17 protein-coding genes are annotated in these 20,511 nt (G+C 37.6%); 8 read left to right on the top strand and 9 right to left on the bottom strand.

The window, feature by feature from the left end; all coding sequences use genetic code 11:
- The first annotated feature begins 32 nt into the window (after positions 1–32).
- The 6 genes from glmM (at position 33) to GMJ66_RS21255 (ending at position 8,879) form a co-directional block, all read left to right on the top strand.
- Positions 33–1,379 (top strand): phosphoglucosamine mutase, encoded by a 1,347-nt coding sequence (gene glmM, locus GMJ66_RS17470; protein ID WP_156291609.1) that lies wholly within the window; start codon positions 33–35, stop codon positions 1,377–1,379.
- Between the two features lie 721 nt (positions 1,380–2,100).
- Complete coding sequence (gene glmS, locus GMJ66_RS17465; RefSeq protein WP_156291608.1) at positions 2,101–3,903, top strand: glutamine--fructose-6-phosphate transaminase (isomerizing); 1,803 nt, start codon at positions 2,101–2,103, stop codon at positions 3,901–3,903.
- A gap of 492 nt (positions 3,904–4,395) precedes the next feature.
- A complete protein-coding gene (locus GMJ66_RS17460) occupies positions 4,396–4,899 on the top strand; it encodes an RNA polymerase sigma factor (RefSeq protein WP_156291607.1) in 504 nt (167 codons plus the stop codon).
- On the top strand, positions 4,889–5,713 hold the full coding sequence (locus GMJ66_RS17455; protein WP_156291606.1) for a hypothetical protein: 825 nt from the start codon (positions 4,889–4,891) through the stop codon (positions 5,711–5,713). The genes GMJ66_RS17460 and GMJ66_RS17455 overlap by 11 nt, the downstream gene beginning before the upstream one ends.
- 193 nt (positions 5,714–5,906) lie before the next feature.
- The gene (gene asnB, locus GMJ66_RS17450; protein WP_269321890.1) at positions 5,907–7,760 is read left to right on the top strand and encodes an asparagine synthase (glutamine-hydrolyzing); all 1,854 of its coding nucleotides are present in this window, start codon (positions 5,907–5,909) and stop codon (positions 7,758–7,760) included.
- Between the two features lie 1,005 nt (positions 7,761–8,765).
- Positions 8,766–8,879, top strand: a complete 114-nt coding sequence (locus GMJ66_RS21255) for a Uma2 family endonuclease (protein WP_197046757.1) — start codon at positions 8,766–8,768, stop codon at positions 8,877–8,879.
- A gap of 230 nt (positions 8,880–9,109) precedes the next feature.
- Here GMJ66_RS21255 and GMJ66_RS17440 read toward each other — a convergent pair whose 3' ends face one another.
- The 5 genes from GMJ66_RS17440 to GMJ66_RS17420 form a co-directional block, all read right to left on the bottom strand.
- Positions 9,110–9,313, bottom strand: a complete 204-nt coding sequence (locus GMJ66_RS17440) for a hypothetical protein (protein ID WP_156291604.1) — start codon at positions 9,311–9,313, stop codon at positions 9,110–9,112.
- Positions 9,314–9,411: 98 nt separating this feature from the next.
- The gene (ytvI, locus tag GMJ66_RS17435; RefSeq protein WP_156291603.1) at positions 9,412–10,467 is read right to left on the bottom strand and encodes a sporulation integral membrane protein YtvI; all 1,056 of its coding nucleotides are present in this window, start codon (positions 10,465–10,467) and stop codon (positions 9,412–9,414) included.
- A gap of 92 nt (positions 10,468–10,559) precedes the next feature.
- Positions 10,560–10,913 (bottom strand): DnaJ family domain-containing protein, encoded by a 354-nt coding sequence (locus GMJ66_RS17430; protein ID WP_156291602.1) that lies wholly within the window; start codon positions 10,911–10,913, stop codon positions 10,560–10,562.
- 242 nt (positions 10,914–11,155) lie between these two features.
- Positions 11,156–11,692, bottom strand: coding sequence for a ribonuclease H-like YkuK family protein (locus GMJ66_RS17425; RefSeq protein WP_156291601.1), 537 nt, complete (start codon positions 11,690–11,692; stop codon positions 11,156–11,158).
- A 192-nt stretch (positions 11,693–11,884) separates the two neighbouring features.
- Positions 11,885–12,301 carry a YugN family protein gene (locus GMJ66_RS17420; RefSeq protein WP_156291600.1) on the bottom strand — a complete coding sequence of 139 codons (417 nt, stop codon included), beginning with the start codon at positions 12,299–12,301 and terminating at the stop codon, positions 11,885–11,887.
- A 293-nt stretch (positions 12,302–12,594) separates the two neighbouring features.
- On the opposite strand from GMJ66_RS17420, the gene GMJ66_RS17415 reads away from it, so the two are divergent.
- On the top strand, positions 12,595–13,002 hold the full coding sequence (locus GMJ66_RS17415; RefSeq protein WP_156291599.1) for a secondary thiamine-phosphate synthase enzyme YjbQ: 408 nt from the start codon (positions 12,595–12,597) through the stop codon (positions 13,000–13,002).
- A gap of 263 nt (positions 13,003–13,265) precedes the next feature.
- Here the strand turns inward: GMJ66_RS17415 and GMJ66_RS17410 are convergent, their stop codons facing one another.
- Positions 13,266–14,189 carry a ketopantoate reductase family protein gene (locus GMJ66_RS17410; protein ID WP_156291598.1) on the bottom strand — a complete coding sequence of 308 codons (924 nt, stop codon included), beginning with the start codon at positions 14,187–14,189 and terminating at the stop codon, positions 13,266–13,268.
- 147 nt (positions 14,190–14,336) lie between these two features.
- On the opposite strand from GMJ66_RS17410, the gene GMJ66_RS17405 reads away from it, so the two are divergent.
- Positions 14,337–14,948 carry a class I SAM-dependent methyltransferase gene (locus GMJ66_RS17405; protein WP_156291597.1) on the top strand — a complete coding sequence of 204 codons (612 nt, stop codon included), beginning with the start codon at positions 14,337–14,339 and terminating at the stop codon, positions 14,946–14,948.
- Between the two features lie 906 nt (positions 14,949–15,854).
- On the opposite strand, the gene GMJ66_RS17400 is transcribed toward GMJ66_RS17405, so the two are convergent.
- The 3 genes from GMJ66_RS17400 to pulA all read right to left on the bottom strand — a co-directional run bounded on the left by GMJ66_RS17400 (position 15,855) and on the right by pulA (position 20,301).
- Entirely contained in the window at positions 15,855–16,847 is a 993-nt protein-coding gene (locus GMJ66_RS17400) for an LLM class flavin-dependent oxidoreductase (protein ID WP_156291596.1), read from the bottom strand.
- Positions 16,848–16,917: 70 nt separating this feature from the next.
- Entirely contained in the window at positions 16,918–17,814 is an 897-nt protein-coding gene (locus GMJ66_RS17395) for a patatin-like phospholipase family protein (RefSeq protein WP_156291595.1), read from the bottom strand.
- A 321-nt stretch (positions 17,815–18,135) separates the two neighbouring features.
- Positions 18,136–20,301: a type I pullulanase gene (gene pulA, locus GMJ66_RS17390; protein ID WP_156291594.1), complete on the bottom strand. Its 2,166-nt coding sequence runs from the start codon at positions 20,299–20,301 to the stop codon at positions 18,136–18,138.
- Positions 20,302–20,511: the final 210 nt, after the last annotated feature.

Here is a 20,511-nt window from a genome sequence, read left to right as displayed (position 1 = left end):
CACCTGAATTGGAAGTAAAGGAGAGGTAAGACATGGGAAAATATTTTGGTACAGATGGAGTAAGAGGGATTGCGAATAAGGATCTTACTCCAGAATTAGCTTTTAAATTAGGGCGTGCTGGTGGATATGTGCTTACACAGCAAACAGAAAAACCCAAAGTGGTTATTGGGCGTGATACACGAATTTCAGGAGCAATGCTGGAAGGTGCACTTGTCTCAGGACTGCTTTCTATTGGGGCAGAGGTAATGAGGCTTGGTGTCATTTCCACACCTGGTGTAGCATATTTAACAAAAGCACTTAGCGCCCATGCAGGTGTGATGATTTCCGCATCGCATAACCCTGTTGAAGACAACGGAATTAAGTTTTTTGGCCCTGACGGATTTAAGTTAAGTGACGAACAGGAAAATGAAATTGAACGAATAATTGATGGGGAAGATAGTTTGCCGCGTCCCATTGGTGGAGATGTTGGGATCATTAATGATTATTTTGAAGGCGGGCAAAAGTACCTCTCCTTCCTAAAGGATACGATTGATAATGACTTTGAAGGACTAACGATTGCTTTGGACTGTGCTCACGGTGCTACATCAAGCCTTGCTACGCATTTGTTTGCAGATCTTGAGGCAGAGATTTTCTCCATTGGTTCTACTCCAAACGGATTAAATATAAATGACGGAGTAGGTTCCACACACCCTAAGAAATTACAAGAATACGTGCTGGAAAAAGGCGCTGATGTTGGTCTTGCCTTTGATGGAGACGGAGACCGTTTAATTGCTGTCGATGAGAAAGGAAATATCGTGGATGGCGATCAAATTATGTTTATCTGTGCTAAGTATTTAAATGAACGTGGTCTCCTTCGCCAAAACACGATTGTATCCACAGTGATGAGCAATATTGGATTTTATAAAGCACTTGATGAAAATGGAATTCAAAGCAGTAAAACAGCTGTAGGTGATCGTTACGTAATGGAAGAAATGCGTAAAGGTGGTTATAATCTTGGTGGAGAGCAATCCGGACATATTATTTTCTTAAATTACATAACTACTGGTGATGGAATGTTATCTGCATTGCAGTTAGTCAATGTAATGAAAGAAACCGGAAAGCCTTTATCTGAACTTGCTGGAGAGATGGAAGTTTTCCCACAAGTATTAAAAAATGTGAAGGTTACAAATAAAAGGGAAGCATTAAATAATCCTCAAGTTTTAAGCGAAATTGAGGAAGTGGAAAAGGAATTAGGATCTAATGGCCGTGTTCTTGTACGTCCATCTGGAACAGAACCATTAATTCGTGTGATGGTGGAGGCACCGACGAAAGAAGAATGTGAGAAATATGTGGATCGAATTGTAAAGCTTGTAGATGATTTATTGGGACTTAAGGAATAAAGGAAGGAACCACTCTCAGGTTATGGGAGTGGTTTTTAAATGTTTAATCTGATAAGTTTGGAGACAAAAAGAGGTGCCGACAAAAGGGTGCCTGTTACTTCCCGGTATTTGTCATATATTATCGAAAAATGTCGTGTACGAAGAACTGATTTCCCGCACCATTTTTCTTTGGGTTTTTATGATAAATAGAGGTGATGTAGTTCTACAAAGAATGGAGGGGTAAAATAACACCATTTGGAATAAAGGTTTCATTTCGTTAACAAAATACATACATCTTACATAAATTAAAATAAACTACCCAGAAATAAAGATTGACCGAGTAAGCACTCGTCGGGTAGAATATAATAAGCTTAACATTTTTAAGGATGTTTGGCTTATTTAAAAAGAGAAAGGAGTACAGATATTTATCTTAATTAAAGCGCCAGGACTATTTTCCAGACGTCAGGGGGAAAATAGTTGACGAGGTGGAGGTTATCGAGTTTTTCGGCGGATGCCTCCCGACTGCACATCTCAGTCGTTTAAGCTTATTCTAAAAACAATAAGGTGACTTATTGGACAAAGGAATAATGCAAGATGTCATCTAAAACACGAGAAAGGGGCAGTAAAACGCCCCAAATTAGAGGTGTAATGCTTAAGGATTGGAAATTAAACTGTAATTTTCAATTCAGGCATAGACTTCTTTTGCCGTTTGTCTGCCCCTTTACTTTAGGAGGACAACGAAATGTGCGGAATTGTAGGTTATATTGGAAACAACGATTCAAAAAGTATTTTATTACATGGATTAGAAAAATTGGAATATCGCGGCTATGATTCAGCTGGAATAGCAGTTTTAAACGATGAAGGTGTAAACCTTACAAAGGTCAAAGGTCGTATTGTTAACCTGAAAGAGAGAGTAGATGAGTCCATTCAGGCAACAATGGGTATTGGCCATACACGCTGGGCAACACATGGGGTGCCGAGTATCACTAATGCACACCCACATCAAAGTTCATCCGGCAAGTTTACTATTGTTCATAATGGGGTTATTGAAAACTATCAGGATCTAAAGAAAGAGTACCTAAGTGATGTTAGTTTCGTTAGTGAAACAGACACAGAGGTCGTTGTTCAGCTAATTGAGAAGTTATATAATCAATATCAAGACACTGTTAAAGCCTTTCGTGAAGCAATGGGTCTTTTAAAAGGTTCCTATGCAATCGGAATGATTGATGCCGATGACTCGGAAACATTATATGTATCAAAGAATAAAAGTCCATTATTAATCGGTCTGGGCGAAGACTTTAATGTTATTGCAAGTGATGCAATGGCAACACTGAATGAAACAGATCAATACCTTGAAATCATTGATAAAGAAATTGTATTGGTTAGTCGTAATGATGTGCAAATCCAAAAATTAAATGGCAGCATTGTAGAACGTAAACCGTACACTGCAAAAATCGATGCAAGTGATATTGAAAAAGGTACCTATCCACACTATATGTTAAAGGAAATAGATGAGCAGCCAATTGTGATCCGGAATATTATCAAAGAGTATCAAGATGAAAATAATCAATTAAAACTGGATGAATCAATTCGTCAAGCGATGGATAAAGCGGACCGTGTTTATATCATTGCTGCTGGAACCAGTTATCATGCTGGTTTGGTAGGAAAAGAATTTATAGAAAAATTAGCTAAAATACCGACAGAAGTTCATGTAGCAAGCGAGTTTTCATACAATATGCCATTATTATCAGAGAAACCACTATTTATTTTCATTTCACAAAGTGGGGAAACAGCGGATAGCCGCTCAGTACTAGTAAAAATTAAAGAAATGGGACATCCAGCACTAACCATTACCAATGTGCCAGGGTCAACCCTTTCTCGTGAAGCAGATTATACACTACACCTGCATGCAGGCCCGGAAATTGCCGTGGCTTCCACGAAAGCTTATACTGCACAAATTGCCGTACTTTCCATTTTAGCATCAGATACGGCAAAAGCAAAAGGCTTGGAATTGGAATTTGATTTAATGCAGGAATTAGCAATTGTATCAAGTGCAATGGAAGTTTTGACTGATCAAAAAGAAGAGATAGAACAATTAACAAGAGACTTTCTTTCAACAACCCGTAATGCATTCTTTATCGGAAGAAGCGGTGATTATAACGTTTCTTTAGAAGGAGCATTAAAATTAAAAGAAATATCCTATATTCAAGCAGAAGGTTTTGCTGGAGGAGAATTAAAGCACGGAACGATTGCATTAATAGAAGAAGGAACGCCGGTTATTGCTCTTGCAACACATGAGAATGTAAACTACTCTATTCGCGGGAACGTTCAGGAAGTTGTAGCACGTGGTGCGAATGCTCTGATTATCAGTATGAAAGGTTTAGAGCAGGATACAGATTCATTTGTATTACCGAAAGTGCATGAACTGTTAACACCTTTAGTAAGTGTTATTCCATTACAGTTATTAGCGTATTATGCAGCATTGCACCGTGATTGTGACGTTGATAAACCTAGGAATTTAGCTAAGAGCGTGACTGTTGAGTAATAAGATAAGTTTAAAAAAAATTCGTTATCTCCCTGCCAAAATCCTCTTCCCTCTGCTAAAAAGTCAGTACCTACTGCTAAATAGTTGGAATATCGGAAGGAAAGTGAGGAGCAAGAAGAGGGGATTACTCAATGCCAATCAATATTTTTCAATCATAGATAAATATTTGTTTAACTAAAATTCAACAAAAATTCAGGCTGGATCCAATATCAGGGTCCAGTTCTTTTTTTACCCAGTATTCATCCAATCCCTTACCAATAGTGGTTTATGCGGTGCTCTATCCTTTTCCAGTTCCCTTCTTACTGTATCAATCCAATGGACTTCCAATCTCTAGTATTCAGTGTGTTTCCTAACTGTAACTCCAATCCTCAAACTGTAACTTGGGTTAGGCTAATGGATGACTTTTAACGAAAACTGTAATATTTTTAATAAAACATCGTCTAATAGATAGAAGGACAGCGTAAGAAAAGTCCGCTAAAAGGAGGTCGCGGGATGGAGGAGGAATTAATTACAGACTGGTTTGATTCCTATAGTGATGATATATATAAGTTTCTTGTCTATTATATGTCCACTCCCGATGTGGAAGATTTGGTGCAGGAAGTTTTTATAAAAGCAATTGACCGGTATGATTCATTTAAAGGTGATTCCAGTCCTAAAACATGGCTTATATCAATTGCCCGAAACCTGGCGATTGATGAAGCACGTAAAAAGAAACGACAGGATTGGCGAAAATTAATTAAAACGTATGATTATAAAACAGAGACATCACCAGAAGAAAAACAATTAGCCAATGAAGCCAAACAGCAATTGCATCAAGCGATTGCCAAGCTGAAACAGGATTATCGGGATGTTGTGGTTTTACGGGGGATTGAAGAATTGTCTGTGGCCGAAACAGCCAGTATTCTAAAGTGGCCGGATACAAAAGTAAGCGTAACATTCCACCGGGCACTTAAGGCTTTGAAGGGGAAGGTAAAGGAGGGCAATTATGAATCCTAATGACGAAGAACTGCAAAAGGAGTTAAAAGATTTGAAAATATCCGTTTCAATGGACTCCCAAAAAAAAGAATCGATGAAAACGGCGATCAGAAAACATGCAAGGAAAAAGCGTAAACGGACAACATTAAAAAAAGCAGCCATCTGGTTATCAACTGCAGCCGCTTTGCTCGTCAGTGGTGTGCTCGTCATGAATATAATCAACAGCAATCAATCAGTTTTGCCGACTGAGGAGCATGATACTTCGCAATTGAGCGAAAATACAAGTGAAAAAGAACCTGCTGATAACAGGACAGAGGAAAACACAGACACAGCGGAAACTTTTGATAATGCACAAGAGCCGGAAGAATTATCAGTGACGGAACAGGGTACTGAAAATCAAATCATTATGATTGAAGGCATGGAGGAAGAAGTGTCGGTTACCAATTATGTATTAGAACCGTATGGCATCCAATATCAAATGGATGATATACTAGGCAACTATACTGTTGATGGTGACACTGTCAGACATTACAGTGATGCTGATAATACTTCAGTTTCGCTGAGAGTTGTGGAGAACGCCAGCCATGATGATGTTGTTTCCGATCTGCAATCAGAATACAAAGGCGATTTTAACTACCGCGAAGAACCCGCCCCCACGTCCCAAGATGAAAATCCTTATGAAGGGATACGGCAGCATTTTTCCGATCCGCCGCAAGGGTATTATGCCTATCAAATCGGAGAAAATGTATTGGTCATCCAATATGAATATGTGATTGAAGCGGGTGATGGCATGGGACCGAGACTTCAGGTTTTAAGAGAGTCGATTGATCATTAAAAGACAGCTTTTCTACCATGAACCTAAAATCAGGGCTTACACTTCTACTTAGGTGAGAGCCTGGTTTTCCATGGTCTTTCAGATAAATACGAGTAAGTAAATCATAACACTAATCCGGAAAACTTTGAATACTAGGCCGAACTCAAACAAATTATTTAATAATAAATGAAGTGGATTATGGGGGAATATAGATTTGTGTGGATTTATCGGAGAATTAACATTATCGTTTAATCAGGGAAAAGAATATGGAAGATTGTATAACGCACTTGAATCAATCCATCATCGTGGTCCTGATGTAACTGGCTATTATAATGATGACTTTATCCAGCTTGGTTTTAAACGATTAAGTATTATTGATCTTAAATGCGGTGATCAGCCGCTCTCATACGGAAATGATCGTTATCATATTGTATTCAATGGTGAAATATATAATTATGTTGAACTTAAGGATAACTTGATAAATCAAGGACTTTCCTTTGAAACGTATTCTGACACCGAGGTTATTTTGGTATTGTATGCATTAAAAAAAGAAAACTGTTTGCAAGAATTGCGTGGGATGTTTGCGTTTGCCATTTGGGATAAACAAGAAAGAACACTGTTTGCTGCACGTGACCCATTTGGAATCAAACCGTTCTATTATTTGGATTCCGAAAACAAATTTTTATTTGCATCTGAAAAGAAAAGCCTGACTATTTACGAAAATTCTGATGATTTTTCTCAGGAAGCCTTTCAACATTACCTGACATATCAATACGTTCCAGAACCGTATTGTTTAATGGGAAATATCCAAAAATTAAAGCCCGGTCATTATTTATTCAAAAGATTGGGAGAAGAGACGACGGTACAATCATATTATAAGATGACCTTTAACCCTTCGAATGAGCATTTTTCCAGTTATGTCAAAAAAACAAGAAAGGCTTTGGATGATTCGGTGGCGAAGCATATGCGAAGTGATGTCCCAGTAGGTGCATTTTTATCCGGCGGAATTGATTCCACAGGTATTGTTGCCCTTGCCAAACAATATCATCCCGGTATCAAAACATTTACAGTTGGATTTGAACGTGAGGGTTATAGTGAAATTGATGTTGCAAGAGATTCGGCTGATCAATTAGGTGTTGAAAATATTCACAAGTTGATAACCCCGGAAGATTTTAAGAATGAACTGCTAAACATTATTTGGCATATGGATGACCCAGTTGCCGATCCCGCAGCTGTACCCCTTTTTTTTGTGGCGAAGGAAGCAAGTAAGCATGTAAAAGTTGTTTTATCAGGAGAAGGGGCGGATGAATTGTTTGGCGGATATAACATTTATCGGGAGCCTTTGGCATTAAAAGGATTTTCCTATCTGCCGGAATTTTTGAAACAGCTATTAAAACGAGTGGCTTTATGGCTTCCTGAAAACATGAAAGGAAAAAATTATTTGCTGCGTGGGACAACACCTTTATCCGAACGGTATATCGGCAATGCAAAAATCTTTTCTGAAACTGAAAAACAACTATTGCTTTCAGATTATCAAAAAGGCGTTCCTTATACGAAAATCACACATCCCTTCTACCGAAATGCTCGTTCGTATGATGATACGCTAAAGATGCAATATATTGACCTTCACACGTGGCTGCCTGGTGATATTCTTGTTAAGGCGGACCGTATGGCAATGGCACATTCCCTGGAATTACGTGTTCCCTTTTTAGATAAAGCGGTATTTGACGTGGCGAAAAAAATTCCGACCAGTGCGAAACTAACGAAAGGGACAACGAAATATGTGTTAAGGGAAGCGATTAGTGATCTTATACCGCATTCAGTGTTACACCGAAAAAAGCTTGGCTTCCCGGTACCTATTCGTCATTGGCTAAAAAACGAGCTGTATGAATGGGCGCAGGGAATTATCATAAAGAGTCCAACCGAACACCTCATTAAAAAGCAGGAAGCACTTACTTTGTTGGAAGATCATGCCCTTCATAAAAAAGATAACAGCCGAAAAATATGGGTTCTTCTTGTTTTTATGCTATGGTATTCGCAATATGATAAGCCCGGACATATGAAATAGGTAGCGAATTTATAAATAGCCTTTAGATCTGACTTGGTATTATTGGGGATAATCAAATAAATAAAATATTAGAAAAACTCGCATTCGCTCGTCTTTTAGCGAATGTGGTAGTTTTTCTTATACTTGGGACATTAAAATTTTAGCTACGTCGAATCCTCTTCTTGGCTAAAATTTTATACTTTCCTAACGTGCAAGAAAGCCCCTAAGTTATGTTTACCATCACAGAGGTAGCATATCTTTTAGGCGTCCCTACCAATATGAGCCTTCCGTATGCGTATTCAATCCGGCTGTAAACATGAACATAAGTTGATTTTTGTTCAAAGATAAGAAAGTATAAATTTTTTGCTTCGATGTCTAGCTCCATCACCCAGCGACTAGCGGACTTCCCTCACCTCCGTACGATAAGTCAACATCGACTCACTCCGTTCGTCGTGTTTCCTTTATCTCCTGCGGGGACTGTTCGGTTAAAACCGCCGCTTTGCACGGCAACACCGCACCACCTGGCATGGCCAGGCACAGTCCGTACGTCGCTAAACCGGCGCTTGCGCTTTTCTTATATGTTTGAGAGCAACTTGCTCATCAAAGCTGCATAGTGTAAAAAATAAGTTGTATAATGGATTTAGAAAGCAAGACGACATAAAAACAATTAAATCGTATATAATGAATTTTGAATGTAAGAACAAATAAGGGGTGATTAAAATGGCACCTCCACATGATAACAATACTCTAACGTATGCAGATTACTTAAAATTAGATGAAGATATTCAATATGAGGTTATTGATGGTCGAATATATAATATGTCCCATCACCAAATGTGAAACATCAATCTATCGCAATGGAGTTATCAACAGAGTTCAATATATATGAGAAATAAATCATGTAGAGTTCTTTGCTGAAATTGATGTTTGTCTTTCTGAAGAAGAAGATCTTTCTGAAGTGGAAGAATGGGTTAAACCGGATTTAGTGATTGTGTTAATCAATCTAAGATACACAAAAGTCGTATTGTGGGTGCACCGGACTTAATAGTTGAAATACTTTCAAAGTCTACGGCTAAAATAGACAGGATGATTAAGTTTAATCGCTATCAAAGAGCAGGTGTTAAGGAATATTGGATATAACCTCTTTGTTCCGAGTTTCATTTTCTGCTTTCATAGAAGTTTGTTCATATATTTTTGAGCCCCTTGTGGATAAACACCTTAGGTAAAATGCCAAATAAATTAGTAAAAAAGACAAAATTACTCCCTAAAAAAGAATCCATTTTGATCTAATTTTCAAAATGGATTCTCTGCCTTTATCATAAAGTAGTGGTTAAACTTCACTCAAAGGCTGTCACCGTTCTGAGGTGAATTTATGAATTGAGAAAGGTTTGTTTAATCTCTTTTTCAGCAATATAAGCATTTGCTGATTCTTGTTTTCGGTGCTCATCTACGGAATCACCAGATACCCGGTTATCCGTATCCAATGGGTGGTTTGCGTTTTCACCCGTTTGAATACTGATTCTTTCTCTGGCTTCTTCTTTTGGTAAATCACCATTGTTTGGATGCTGTACCATATTATCACCTCAATCATTAGTGTGCGCAGAATGAACTACTTAATATGTAAACAGCTAAGAAAAAAATAAACCATCAGATAAAATGATGGTTTATTTTATTATATTTTAAAATCCAGCTTAATAATTCCAGCTTCTTTGGCTGATAATATAGCAATAATAGACAAAGGGCCAACGATTAATCCGATAATTCCAAAGAAGTATAATCCAAGCCATAATCCAATCAGTGTTGGAAGAGCAGGCAGTCCAATTTGGTCGCCCATTATTTTCGGTTCGACGGTTCTACGAATAATCAACAGTACAGCGGCTAAAACAAGTAGCTGGATTCCGGTACTTGTATCCCCAGTTAATAAACCAAATAATCCCCATGGTGCTAGGATGATGATGGATCCTATAATAGGGATGAAGTCGATAAGCCAAATGATGAGCGCCATAATTAGTGCATTACTTGGAGAAATAAGCAATAGACCTGTATAGGAAACAGCGAATATAATGATACTTACCAGAAACTGCGCTTTAATAAAGCCAGTAAAAAATTTAGTGGATCGCTGCAGCATGTAACGAACTTTTTCTCCGTTCTTTGCTTCAAATCTGGCATAAAATCCTTCCTTATATTTAGGAAGATCCATACTGATTAAAAATAAAGCGATTAAATAGATAATAATAACAACAACCAAATTAGGTATTCCCTGCACCCATCCGGCTAAAACAGGTATCAATCCCTGGGCTAAATTGGTTGCCCATTCCAATAAAGCGGAGATTTGCCCTTCCATTTCATTAATGAAAATTGGAGGCAAACCAGCTGCCGTTTTATTTATATCCTCAATTAAATTTTCCATATAGAAGTTTATTTCAATGATATAATATGGCAGCCTTTCCGCAAATCGGATGGTTTCATTCACGACTCTTGTAATGGCAACATAGAAGATGAAGGAAATGCTCAAGACAAACAGTACAAATGAAATCACCACGGCTGGTAATCTGCTTTTAAATTTTAAATGTTTTTGTATGAACCTGACTAAAGGTTCTAAAATAAAAGCAGTAATAATGGCTAATATAAAAGGCATGAAAGCCGAAGAATAGAAGTAAAGAATAGCGGCTATTAATATAAGAACAACTGCAATGATAATTCGTTTAGTGGTGAAAATCTTAGACAAATAAAGGCTCCTTTCCAACCTGAACATATTAATCTACCAAGTCTCATTATATTACGAGTGCTGGAAGTTGCCAAATGAGTAATATGCTCTTTCTAAAAAAATAATTTTTGATATATTTTTTTCGCATACTGACGATAAGAGGGGGTTTTCTTTAAATTCCTTTCCTTTATAAGGGATTCAAAATCATTTTGCTGACGATAAGGTTGTTCATACTTTTTACCTGCCGCATAAGTATATAAATCACGGAAGGTAAGCTTATCTTTTTTTATATCTTGTTGCTCGGGAATATACCCTGCATTTTTGAGAATTTTATAGGCTCTTCTAATTTCCGGAGACAAACCTTGTAAGTCTTCTTTTAGGTTAAGTGGTTTACCTTTTCCGATAAGATCATCAAATTCCCCGTTTTCTACGGACTCTTTGATTTTTTCCTCAACAATATGATACATCCAAAGGCCCTCTTTCTAATAGTATTTAAATAAAGAAGTTGCTTAAAGTATATCTTAGAGAAGAGATTGAGGCAACATAAGGAAGACCGTATTGGGAGGGAAATACGGTCAGAAATAAATCATGTGGTTAACTGGCAGAAAGCTCTCGACTTAAAAGCATGGTGATTGTAGTACCGAAGCAAGAAAACCTTTGATACTGCAACAGCTAGTAGGGCATGAAAGAGCCCCGCATATGATTCACTTTATTTGGTGTAACGGTTAGCGTAGGAACTTGCCACAAATGATTCTGGTTTAATTTTTGGCTCTACTCCAATGGATTCCATTCGAGAAACCATCTCATTTACAAAAATTCTCGTTTTATTCCGATTTCCTGACCCAATATCAATATGGCCTTCGACGGTAAAGGAGGCGCCTTTATATATATTGGGTAAAATGATATCAATCAATTGCTCCTTACGCTCCTCGGTGAACATAGATACAATTTCTTCGGTTAGCGTGGTTTCATAGGATATACGTTCATGAAGGTTTGTCATTTTTCGAGGTACAATCATTTTCCGAATACAAGCCCACGCCCCTTTACTTTCACGCTGTATGACAATTCCGGTGATGAATTTCGTGTAATAGCCGTGAACTTGTGAATCGGTTCCAAACATTAAACGGTAATTCCCATTTCGGTCATTTTCCATAAACTGGATAATGTTTTGAAAAACTTGTTCAAAAGACATGTTTTTTTGACTGAGGTTTTGGAACGAATAATTGAACACCTTTAATTTTGACATGGTTCCCTTCCTTTTGAAATGTGATGAGGTAGTACTTCCAAGACATTGTCATTCTCTTTAATAAAGTATATTCATTATTAGATATTTACGATTGGTTTAACGAAACATTCCCATAAAAATGTAACTTAACATGTGATTAACTGACTGTAAGCCCCTATTTATTAAAGGTCCATGAAATCAAGGATTTCTTTTTTAAGATGCGGTAATCTGATTTATGATACGGTTAATCACTTCTTCTCCTGTTTTTTCCCAATAGTTCTTATCATCAATATGTCCGTCCTGGTCAATAGGTTTTTGAAATTGATTAAACCCGGTGGCAGAAAGCAGGGAGTTTTCATCTTTGTCCAGTCCAATATTGACAACATGTTTAATAACAAATGGAGTTCTGAATTCGATAAAGGCGTCTGGCCGGTCAAGCTCACCATCTAACACGTGTATGGGAATTCTCAAATAAATCGATTCCCCATTTTCTCTCCATAAAATTCCATCTAAAAAACCAGCGTCATACTCCCAGCTACCACATAAGCTAAATCCGAGTTCTCTCAGCTTACTATGTACTTCTCCAAAGTAAGCCTGTTTTCCTTCCAGTTCTGTATGTAACTTCAACATTGTCTTCACCTCATTTTAAATAGTTAAAATTATTTTTAACTATTATTGGAATAAAATACCTGTTTAATGACAAATTTAGAGGATTTTTGAGGTGAATAAGAATGAAAAGGATGAATGTGTCAAAATTAGTCCAACTAATAACCAAATCAATTCTATAACTTTACATGTTTAAGATTAAAAAAAATCAGTGAAATCGAAAACCTCCATAACCTTCCACTTTTTACTTATTCGTGTTTCGAATGGTAACATGGTTATAATATGTATAGTTTAATCGAATCCAAGGAGTGATAATAGTGAGTAAAAACTTATATACTTTTCAAATTTCAACTCAAGAAAAGCAGTCGTTTCTAAATATTGATCATTATTTGGAAGAAGCATTGCAGAAAAGCGGGGTTAAGGATGGAATCATGGTTGTTTATTGTCCGCATACGACTGCAGCAATTACCATTAATGAAAATGCTGATCCTGATGTGAAGACAGACCTGAAATTTGGGATGAATGAAACCTTTCCGAATAAGCCCGAATATATCCATATGGAAGGAAATTCAGATGGACATATGAAGTCGTCTGTTGTGGGAGCAAGTGAAACCCTGATTATTTCTGATGGGCATTTTATTTTTGGTACGTGGCAAAGTGTTTATTTCTGTGAATTTGATGGTCCAAGAAGAAGAACCTTTTATGTGAAAATCATCGAAGGATAACAAAGGAGACTGTTTTCTAAAAGATTGTTGCTTTTGCAGGAATGTTTTATTTTTAATAATCTATCATTTGATTAAGGTGAAAAATTTTAGCATAGTTCATCATAATGAAACTAACTGGTTGATTGAAGCGGAGGGCAGTCAACTGACTACTAAATGAAAAGGGTAAGTAGTCTTTCATAGAAGCTATGAAGGACATCCTCCGCAAAGAAAGAACCAGAAATTCCCTATAGTATAGTCTCATGACTAAGTTTCACGATGAACCTTTACTCCACCTTATCCATTTCCTCTATAATATGTATCATTCTATATAATTGGTCATTGACTGGGGTTGAAATACCAAATTCTTTACCAAGTTCACACACTTTACCTGCGAAGTATTCGACTTCTGTTTTTCGATTTGCTTCTACATCCTGAAGCATTGAAGTTTTCCCTTCTGGTGAAAGCTTTAGTAGGATAGGCCTATAGTGATGGACATCTTTTTCCATAAGGTTGACTCCGACCTTTTGGGATATCGCTACGACTTCATACATGGCAGATTCCATCCAATTGTGAAGGGATGGGATTTGCTGAAAATATTTATACGGTGCTTTTAAAACTGCAGATGTCTGATTTATACCAACATTAAACATGAATTTTGCCCAAATCGTATGCCAAATATCCTCAGAAATTTCATATGGGACCCCAGCTTCTTCAAATAACTCCTTTACAGCTAGAACGTCATTGGAAACGGACTTGTCCTTTTCTCCATAACAGATCATTCCGATACTGGAATAATCAATATTTTGTTTATCACGAACTGCATCAATTCCAACACACATGCTATATAAAATATGTTCATTTCCTGTAGCTTTATAAATATCTTCCTCACTTGAGATCCCGTTTAATAAGGAAAGAATAATCGTATCTGGTCCAATGTGGTATCTCGCGTCTTCAATTGCCTGCTGAAGTTCTGCGTTTTTTGTTGCAATAATGACAAGGTCTGCTGGTTCTGTTTCCGTTTCCGGTGTTGTATAATTAAATTGCTGTTTACTGCCATTAATTTGAAAGCCATCTCTTTTATACCGCCGCATTCGTTCTTCGTTAACAATCACTTGGAAGTTGTTTCCAAGTAACTCCTGGATTTTGCATCCATAAGATGCACCTATTGCGCCCAAACCAATTAATGAGACAGTTTGAATCTTTCTCATAATTATCCCCGCTTTTTTCGTAATTATTTTACATTTAGTATATATGATTAATTGTTTGAATTCAAAAAAGATTGATTTTACAGTCTTGAAAAATCGAGATATGATAATAAAAAAACAACAGAGAAATGACGAAATTGGAGAGGTTCGATGAAAGAATACTACTATGACAAACTGCTAAACATCAAAACAAGTAACCACAGACCTTTTTCCGGTAAACACTCTTTGCACTATCATCCATATGAACCGACACCATACAGTGCAATGGAAGAGTTATTTAATAAGTATGCAATTAATCAAGATGATCATATTGTTGATTTTGGATGTGGGCTGGGTAGGTTGAATTTTTTCATTCATTATTTTTATCATGCTTCTGTGTTAGGGATTGAGAGAAATGAAGATTATCATAAAATAGCAGTAGAAAACAAACAACAATATGTAAGGAAATTCAAAAGAAACACAGACAAGATTGAATTCCTTTGCTGTTTAGCGGAAGAGTATGAGATTAGGGCAAATGATAATCGATTTTATTTCTTTCATCCATTTTCCATTCAAATCTTTCGAAAAGTGATTCAAAATATATTAATCTCTGTGGAAAAAAACAGAAGAGGGGTCGATCTCATTTTATATTATGCCCATGATGATTATGTTTACTTTCTGGAAAATGAGACGCTGTTTGAGTTAATATTGGAGGTTAAAATACCGGATCTCTACGAACGAAATCCATATGAACGCTTTTTAGTTTACCGTTTAGATTATTAACAGGATTGGGGGATTTGTTATGGTGAAGGATATTACATTAACGAGCTGAATTACGGGAACGAAAGCTGAATTACGGGAACGAAAGCTGAATTACGGGAACGAACTGAATTACGGGAGCGAAAGTTGAATTACGGGAACGAAAGTTGAATTACGGGAACGAAAGCTGAATTACGGGAACGAAGCTGAATTACGGAGCGAAAGTTGAATTACGGGAACGAAAGCTGAATTACGGGAACGAAGCTGAATTACGGAGCGAAAGTTGAATTACGGGAACGAAAGCTGAATTACGGGAACGAAGCTGAATTACGGAGCGAAAGTTGAATTACGGGAACGAAAGCTGAATTACGGGAACGAAGCTGAATTACGGAGCGAAAGTTGAATTACGGGAACGAAAGCTGAATTACGGGAGCGAAAGCTGAATTACTGGGGCGAAAGCTGAATTACTGGGGCGAAAGCTGAATTACGGGAGCGAAAGCTGAATTACTGGGGCGAAAGCTGAATTACGGAGCGAAAGTTGAATTACGGGAACGAAAGCTGCATTACGGGAGCGAAAGCTGAATTACTGGAGCGAAAGCTGAATTACGGGAGCGAAAGCTGAATTACGGGGGCGAAAGCTGAATTACGGGAGCGAAAGCTGAATTACGGGAACAAAAGCTGAATTATGGGAATGAAAGCTGAATTACTGGAGCAAATACTGAATTACGGGAACGAAAGCTGAATTATGGGAATGAAAGCTGAATTATGGGAATGAAAGCTGAATTACTGGGGCGAAAGCTGAATTACGGGAGCGAAAGCTGAATTACAGGAATGAAAGCTGAATTACAGGAATAAATACTGATACAGCATAATGACAAAAGCAGCTCGGACATGTTGAGAGCTGCTTTTTAAAATGGTTAGCGTTAGAGCCTAAATGCCTCTTGCTAATAGACGTATTACTTTTTTTCGATTATCTGGCCCAGTAACATTAGGAATAATCATTATTTCATCTGTTTCGTAAGCTTCCGCAATTTGATGGATCTTTTCCTTTACCTTTTCAGGTGTTCCGACAATCATACGCTTCCTGTTTTCTTTTATTTTTGCTTCTTCAACAGTACTGAACCCACGATTTTTAGCTGTTTGGACGGAAGGGTAATATGGAGGCTGATGATCAGACTCAACGAAATATAGCCAGAGGTCAAATGCCTTTTTTAAGTCCTCCGCTTTTTCTTCCGTTTCTGCCACGACTGCAAAAACAGCTACCATTGTTCGAGGCTTGGAAAGGGTGGAAGAAGGCTTGAAAGATTCACGGTACTTTTGAACCGTTTCTATCCCTTTTACTCCAGGTCTTGTGAAATGAGCAAATACATATCCTGTCCCTTGTACAGCCGCAACCGCTGCTCCTCTTTCACCAGTTCCAAGCATCCATATTTCAGGTATTGTCTGTATTTTCGGTGTAGCTAGCAAGGATTGAAAACGATGCTCGTCTTTCGTGTTATCTGTAAAATATTTCTTTAGATCGATAACCTGTTGTTCATAGGAAATGCGTTTTGTTTTACCCTCGTTCAATGCTTGATTCACCATTTTAAAACTTGGTGATCTCCCAATGCCGATATCTATTCGGTTTGGGTGGAGGGCTTCCATCATGCGAAAGTTCTCTGCTACTTTATAAGCGCTATAATGCGGAAGCATGACCCCACCTGACCCAATACGAATGTTTTCAGTTGATGAAGCTAAGTGCATCATTAGCATTTCAGGGCTGCTGTTTGCGATAGAATGTACGAAGTGATGCTCGGAAACCCAAAACCTTTTGTAGCCGAGTGCCTCTGCGTATTTCGCTAATTCGGTTGTATGCCACAGTGCCTCATGAGCATTTGCTCCTTCATCAATTGGAGAATAGTCAAGAATACTAAGAGAAATCATGATGAAACCTCATTTCTTACCGGATGTGAGAGCCCCATTTTTAAAACTCATTACTTTAAAACCTTATTTTCTACGAAGGAATATTACCTGTCGCGTAAGGAGAAGTATTATTGGTGGACTGAATAAAACGTTCGAGTTCAGGGTGTTTTACCTCTGCTTCCTGATACCCTTGGCTATATAGTTTTTCCAGTTTTTCTTTATTATTTTCAATTCTTGTTGCGATTAATGGTTCCTCGGGCTGGATTAGAAAGACCTCATTTTTTCTTTCCTTTTCATAAAGCAATTCCATCGTTTTATTGTAAAGGATATGTCGATCACGTAATAATCTTCTAAGTTCTGGCTTCTCTTTAAAAAAATGCTTAAAAAACCAATTTAGCTTCGTAGCTTTCTTCATGTATCCTCTGTTTCTTGTTAGAACAACGACTTGTTTATTCAGGCCGTGTTGAATTAATGGCAGTATAGGTAGGGGGTTGGATACACCACCGTCCATCAGTTCTTTTTTATCGTGGATAATGCTTGGTGCCAGTACCGGTAGAGAACAGGAAGCACGAGTAATAGTCAATAATTCTTCTAACGTATCAAATCTATGATAATAAACCGGACTTCCTGTATCAATATCTGTTGTTCCAACTATAAATTGGGAAGGAGATTTGGAAAAGGCCCCAAAGTCTAATGGTACAATTTCCCGCGGTATTTTATCAAAAATATAATCCATATTAAATATTTCTCTCTTTCGAATCCAGTTCATGATTGATACAGACTCTGGATTATTACCTAATTCCTTTAGAATTCGATAGTTTCGATTCCGCTGTTTCGCAATATAGGAACTTCCAATTAGCGCACCTGAGGAAGCAGTAGCAACTACAGGAAAATCAATGCCTTTGTCCAGAAAGAAATCCAGAACCCCTGCAGTATAAGCGCTTCTCATACCTCCGCCTTCTAATACAAGACCTGTGTTGTTTATCAATTAAATACACTTCCCTTTTCCCTTTTCTTTCTATCTATCAACACCCAGTTAATCCCTTATTAAAACTAGTATATCAATTCCGTCATAAATAGAACAATGGGAAGATTATTTAATAATTTTTACACAATAGCTAAGGGATGAAGGGATGGGACAAGAGTATTTAGCTAAAGTAAAGAAAAATCCGAACCATGATTCAAAATTCTCCCGTTAGAATTTGAATTAGTTCGGATTCTTCCTGATGTGGCTTCTTTTTGTCTAAATCGATAAAGTCTGATATAAGAGATCATAAAATCTATCGCTTTTAGAATGGGTGTGTTTTAGTTACCTTTTAGCATTTCCAACTAAAGCCGATCCGTCTTCTGCTTCTGCTATTTTTCGGGATTTATGCAGGACTATAAGTTCCAACGGTTCAATAGATGTGTATTCTCCAATGATTAGCTGCTGTTCCTTAAGCTTTGAAAAATGATTGGAAACAGCGGTTTTCCATTTCCCTGATGAAGGAAGATGAAGGGTATGGCTTTCATTTGTTGGATTCACATAGACGGAAAAGTCGGCTTCTTCACCTAGTAATGTGAAACCAAATACGGGTTTCGGTGTTTCCAGTACATGGAATCTCCTTCTAATCTCATTCTTGGATTTCAAACGAAACACCTTATATTGTTTTCGTAATGAAATGAGTGCCTTTACAAACTCGATATTTTCATTCTCCGTTTCCCGTTTTGTCCAGTCTAATTGGTTTACTTCATCGCCGGAAATGTAGCTGTTTTCGACTCCCTGTTTTGTTCGAAACCATTCCTGGCCGGCATGAATAAATGGAATGCCTTGACTGAGTATAGTTAACCCAGTAGCAAGCTGATGCATTTTTTTTCGTTCGGTTTCTCTTGCTTCGGGATTTGTCAGCTTAAGTCGGTCCCACAATGTATGGTTATCATGACATTCTACATAATTAACTGTTTGTGTAACATCGGTTACAAATGGAATTCCATATTCCTCCAGAACAGAACCCGACATTAAATGCGGCAGCCGCTCGATATAATGACCATTTCCGTTGACATATCCGATATCCTGATGGTGAAATAGGTTTCCTTTTATTGTGTCACGGAAAAAGTCATTAAAATATCGGACTCCGTTTAATTGAGGTGAATTCGAACTGGATGCCTTCAGGTGGAAAGGAAGTGCTGTTGGGAGATCCCAACCTTCTCCTAAAAGCATAATCGGAACGGACTCTTTCTTGCATCGTTTATGAATTTGCTTCATCGTTTCTATATCGAGTGCGCCCATTAAGTCAAATCGGAATCCATCAACTTGATACTCCCTTAACCAAAAATCAATCGTATCCAAAATGAATTTTCTAACCATATGCCGTTCCGAAGCAATATCGTTACCAACCCCAGTCCCATTGCTATGTGTTCCATCTGCTTGATAACGGAAATAATATCCTGGGACTAGTTTTTCAAAAGATGATTCTTCCATGATGTATACATGATTATATACGACATCCAGAATAACGGATATGCCCTCTTGATGGAAGGACTCAACCATTGTTTTACATTCATTAATACGTGCAATAGGGTCTGCTGGTAAGACAGAGTAACTACCCTCTGGAGCTTGAAAATACAATGGGTCGTATCCCCAATTATAGGAAGCATCGGGTTGAAGTTCGTCCACACGGGCAAAATCGTTTATTGGGAGTAACTGTACATGTGTGATCCCTAATGATTGGATATAGGAAAGCGCTGTTGAATAGCCATTTGAATTGATCGTATTTTTTTCTGTTAAACCTATAAATTTCCCTTTGTTTTTAACACCACTGTCTTTGTGGATCGTCGCATCCCTCACATGCAGTTCGTAAATAATCGCATCCTGTAAATGATTCAGCTTGGGTCTTGTGATAGGACTGTCCTTTAAAGACTTTGTTCTGGAAAAGTCTATCACTACTCCTTTTTTGCTGTTCGGAAGTATTGCTTTTGCATAAGGGTCATTAACCAGTGCAGATTGTCCATTTAAGGTGACCTCATACGTATAGGGATAACCATGCCAGTCCCCGGTTAACGTTCTTTTCCATACTCCTCTTTCCTGTTTGATTAGTGGATATTGTTTATTCTTTAATTTTACGCTGACAGATACAGCGGTTGGGGCCCATACGGAAAAAGTGGTCGATGATGAATTACATACAGCACCAAGTTCTGCATCCAGATTTGTAAAGTTTTCGTCAAACCATTTTGTGCGAACGATGGCTCCCGGGTAAATAGGAATTTTTATTTCACCCCAAAGAAGAAAAAGCGTTTCTCCCATTGGAAGTTCCTCATGGAAACGTATGTTTACTTTAGATTCATTGACGACTTCTTCTACTTTTGCTTGGATATACAATTGCTTTCTTTCCCAGTAGATAACGGGGTATTCGCTGATTGGAAGCAATTTATTTATATCACCAATAACGGATAATTCATGAACATCATCAATCCAAGCAATCATTCTATCTGTCATAGGAAGCAACCCCTTTAAACATGCAACAATATTAGGCCATTTCACTTAATCAGAAGACTTCTAATGTTGTAAGTGAGCGAATATGCTATTGTCATATAGTATATGTATAAGTTTAAATTATGGAAATACCCACTCCTAAATGATAACCTTTCAATCTATAATTTAAACGGAATTTACAATTAATTAATGTATTTCGACAGAACATGGTGC

This window comes from Oceanobacillus salinisoli (assembly GCF_009733865.1).
Taxonomy (GTDB): Bacteria; Bacillota; Bacilli; order Bacillales; family Amphibacillaceae; genus Oceanobacillus; species Oceanobacillus salinisoli.
This window is presented reverse-complemented; position numbering and strand designations above follow the sequence as displayed.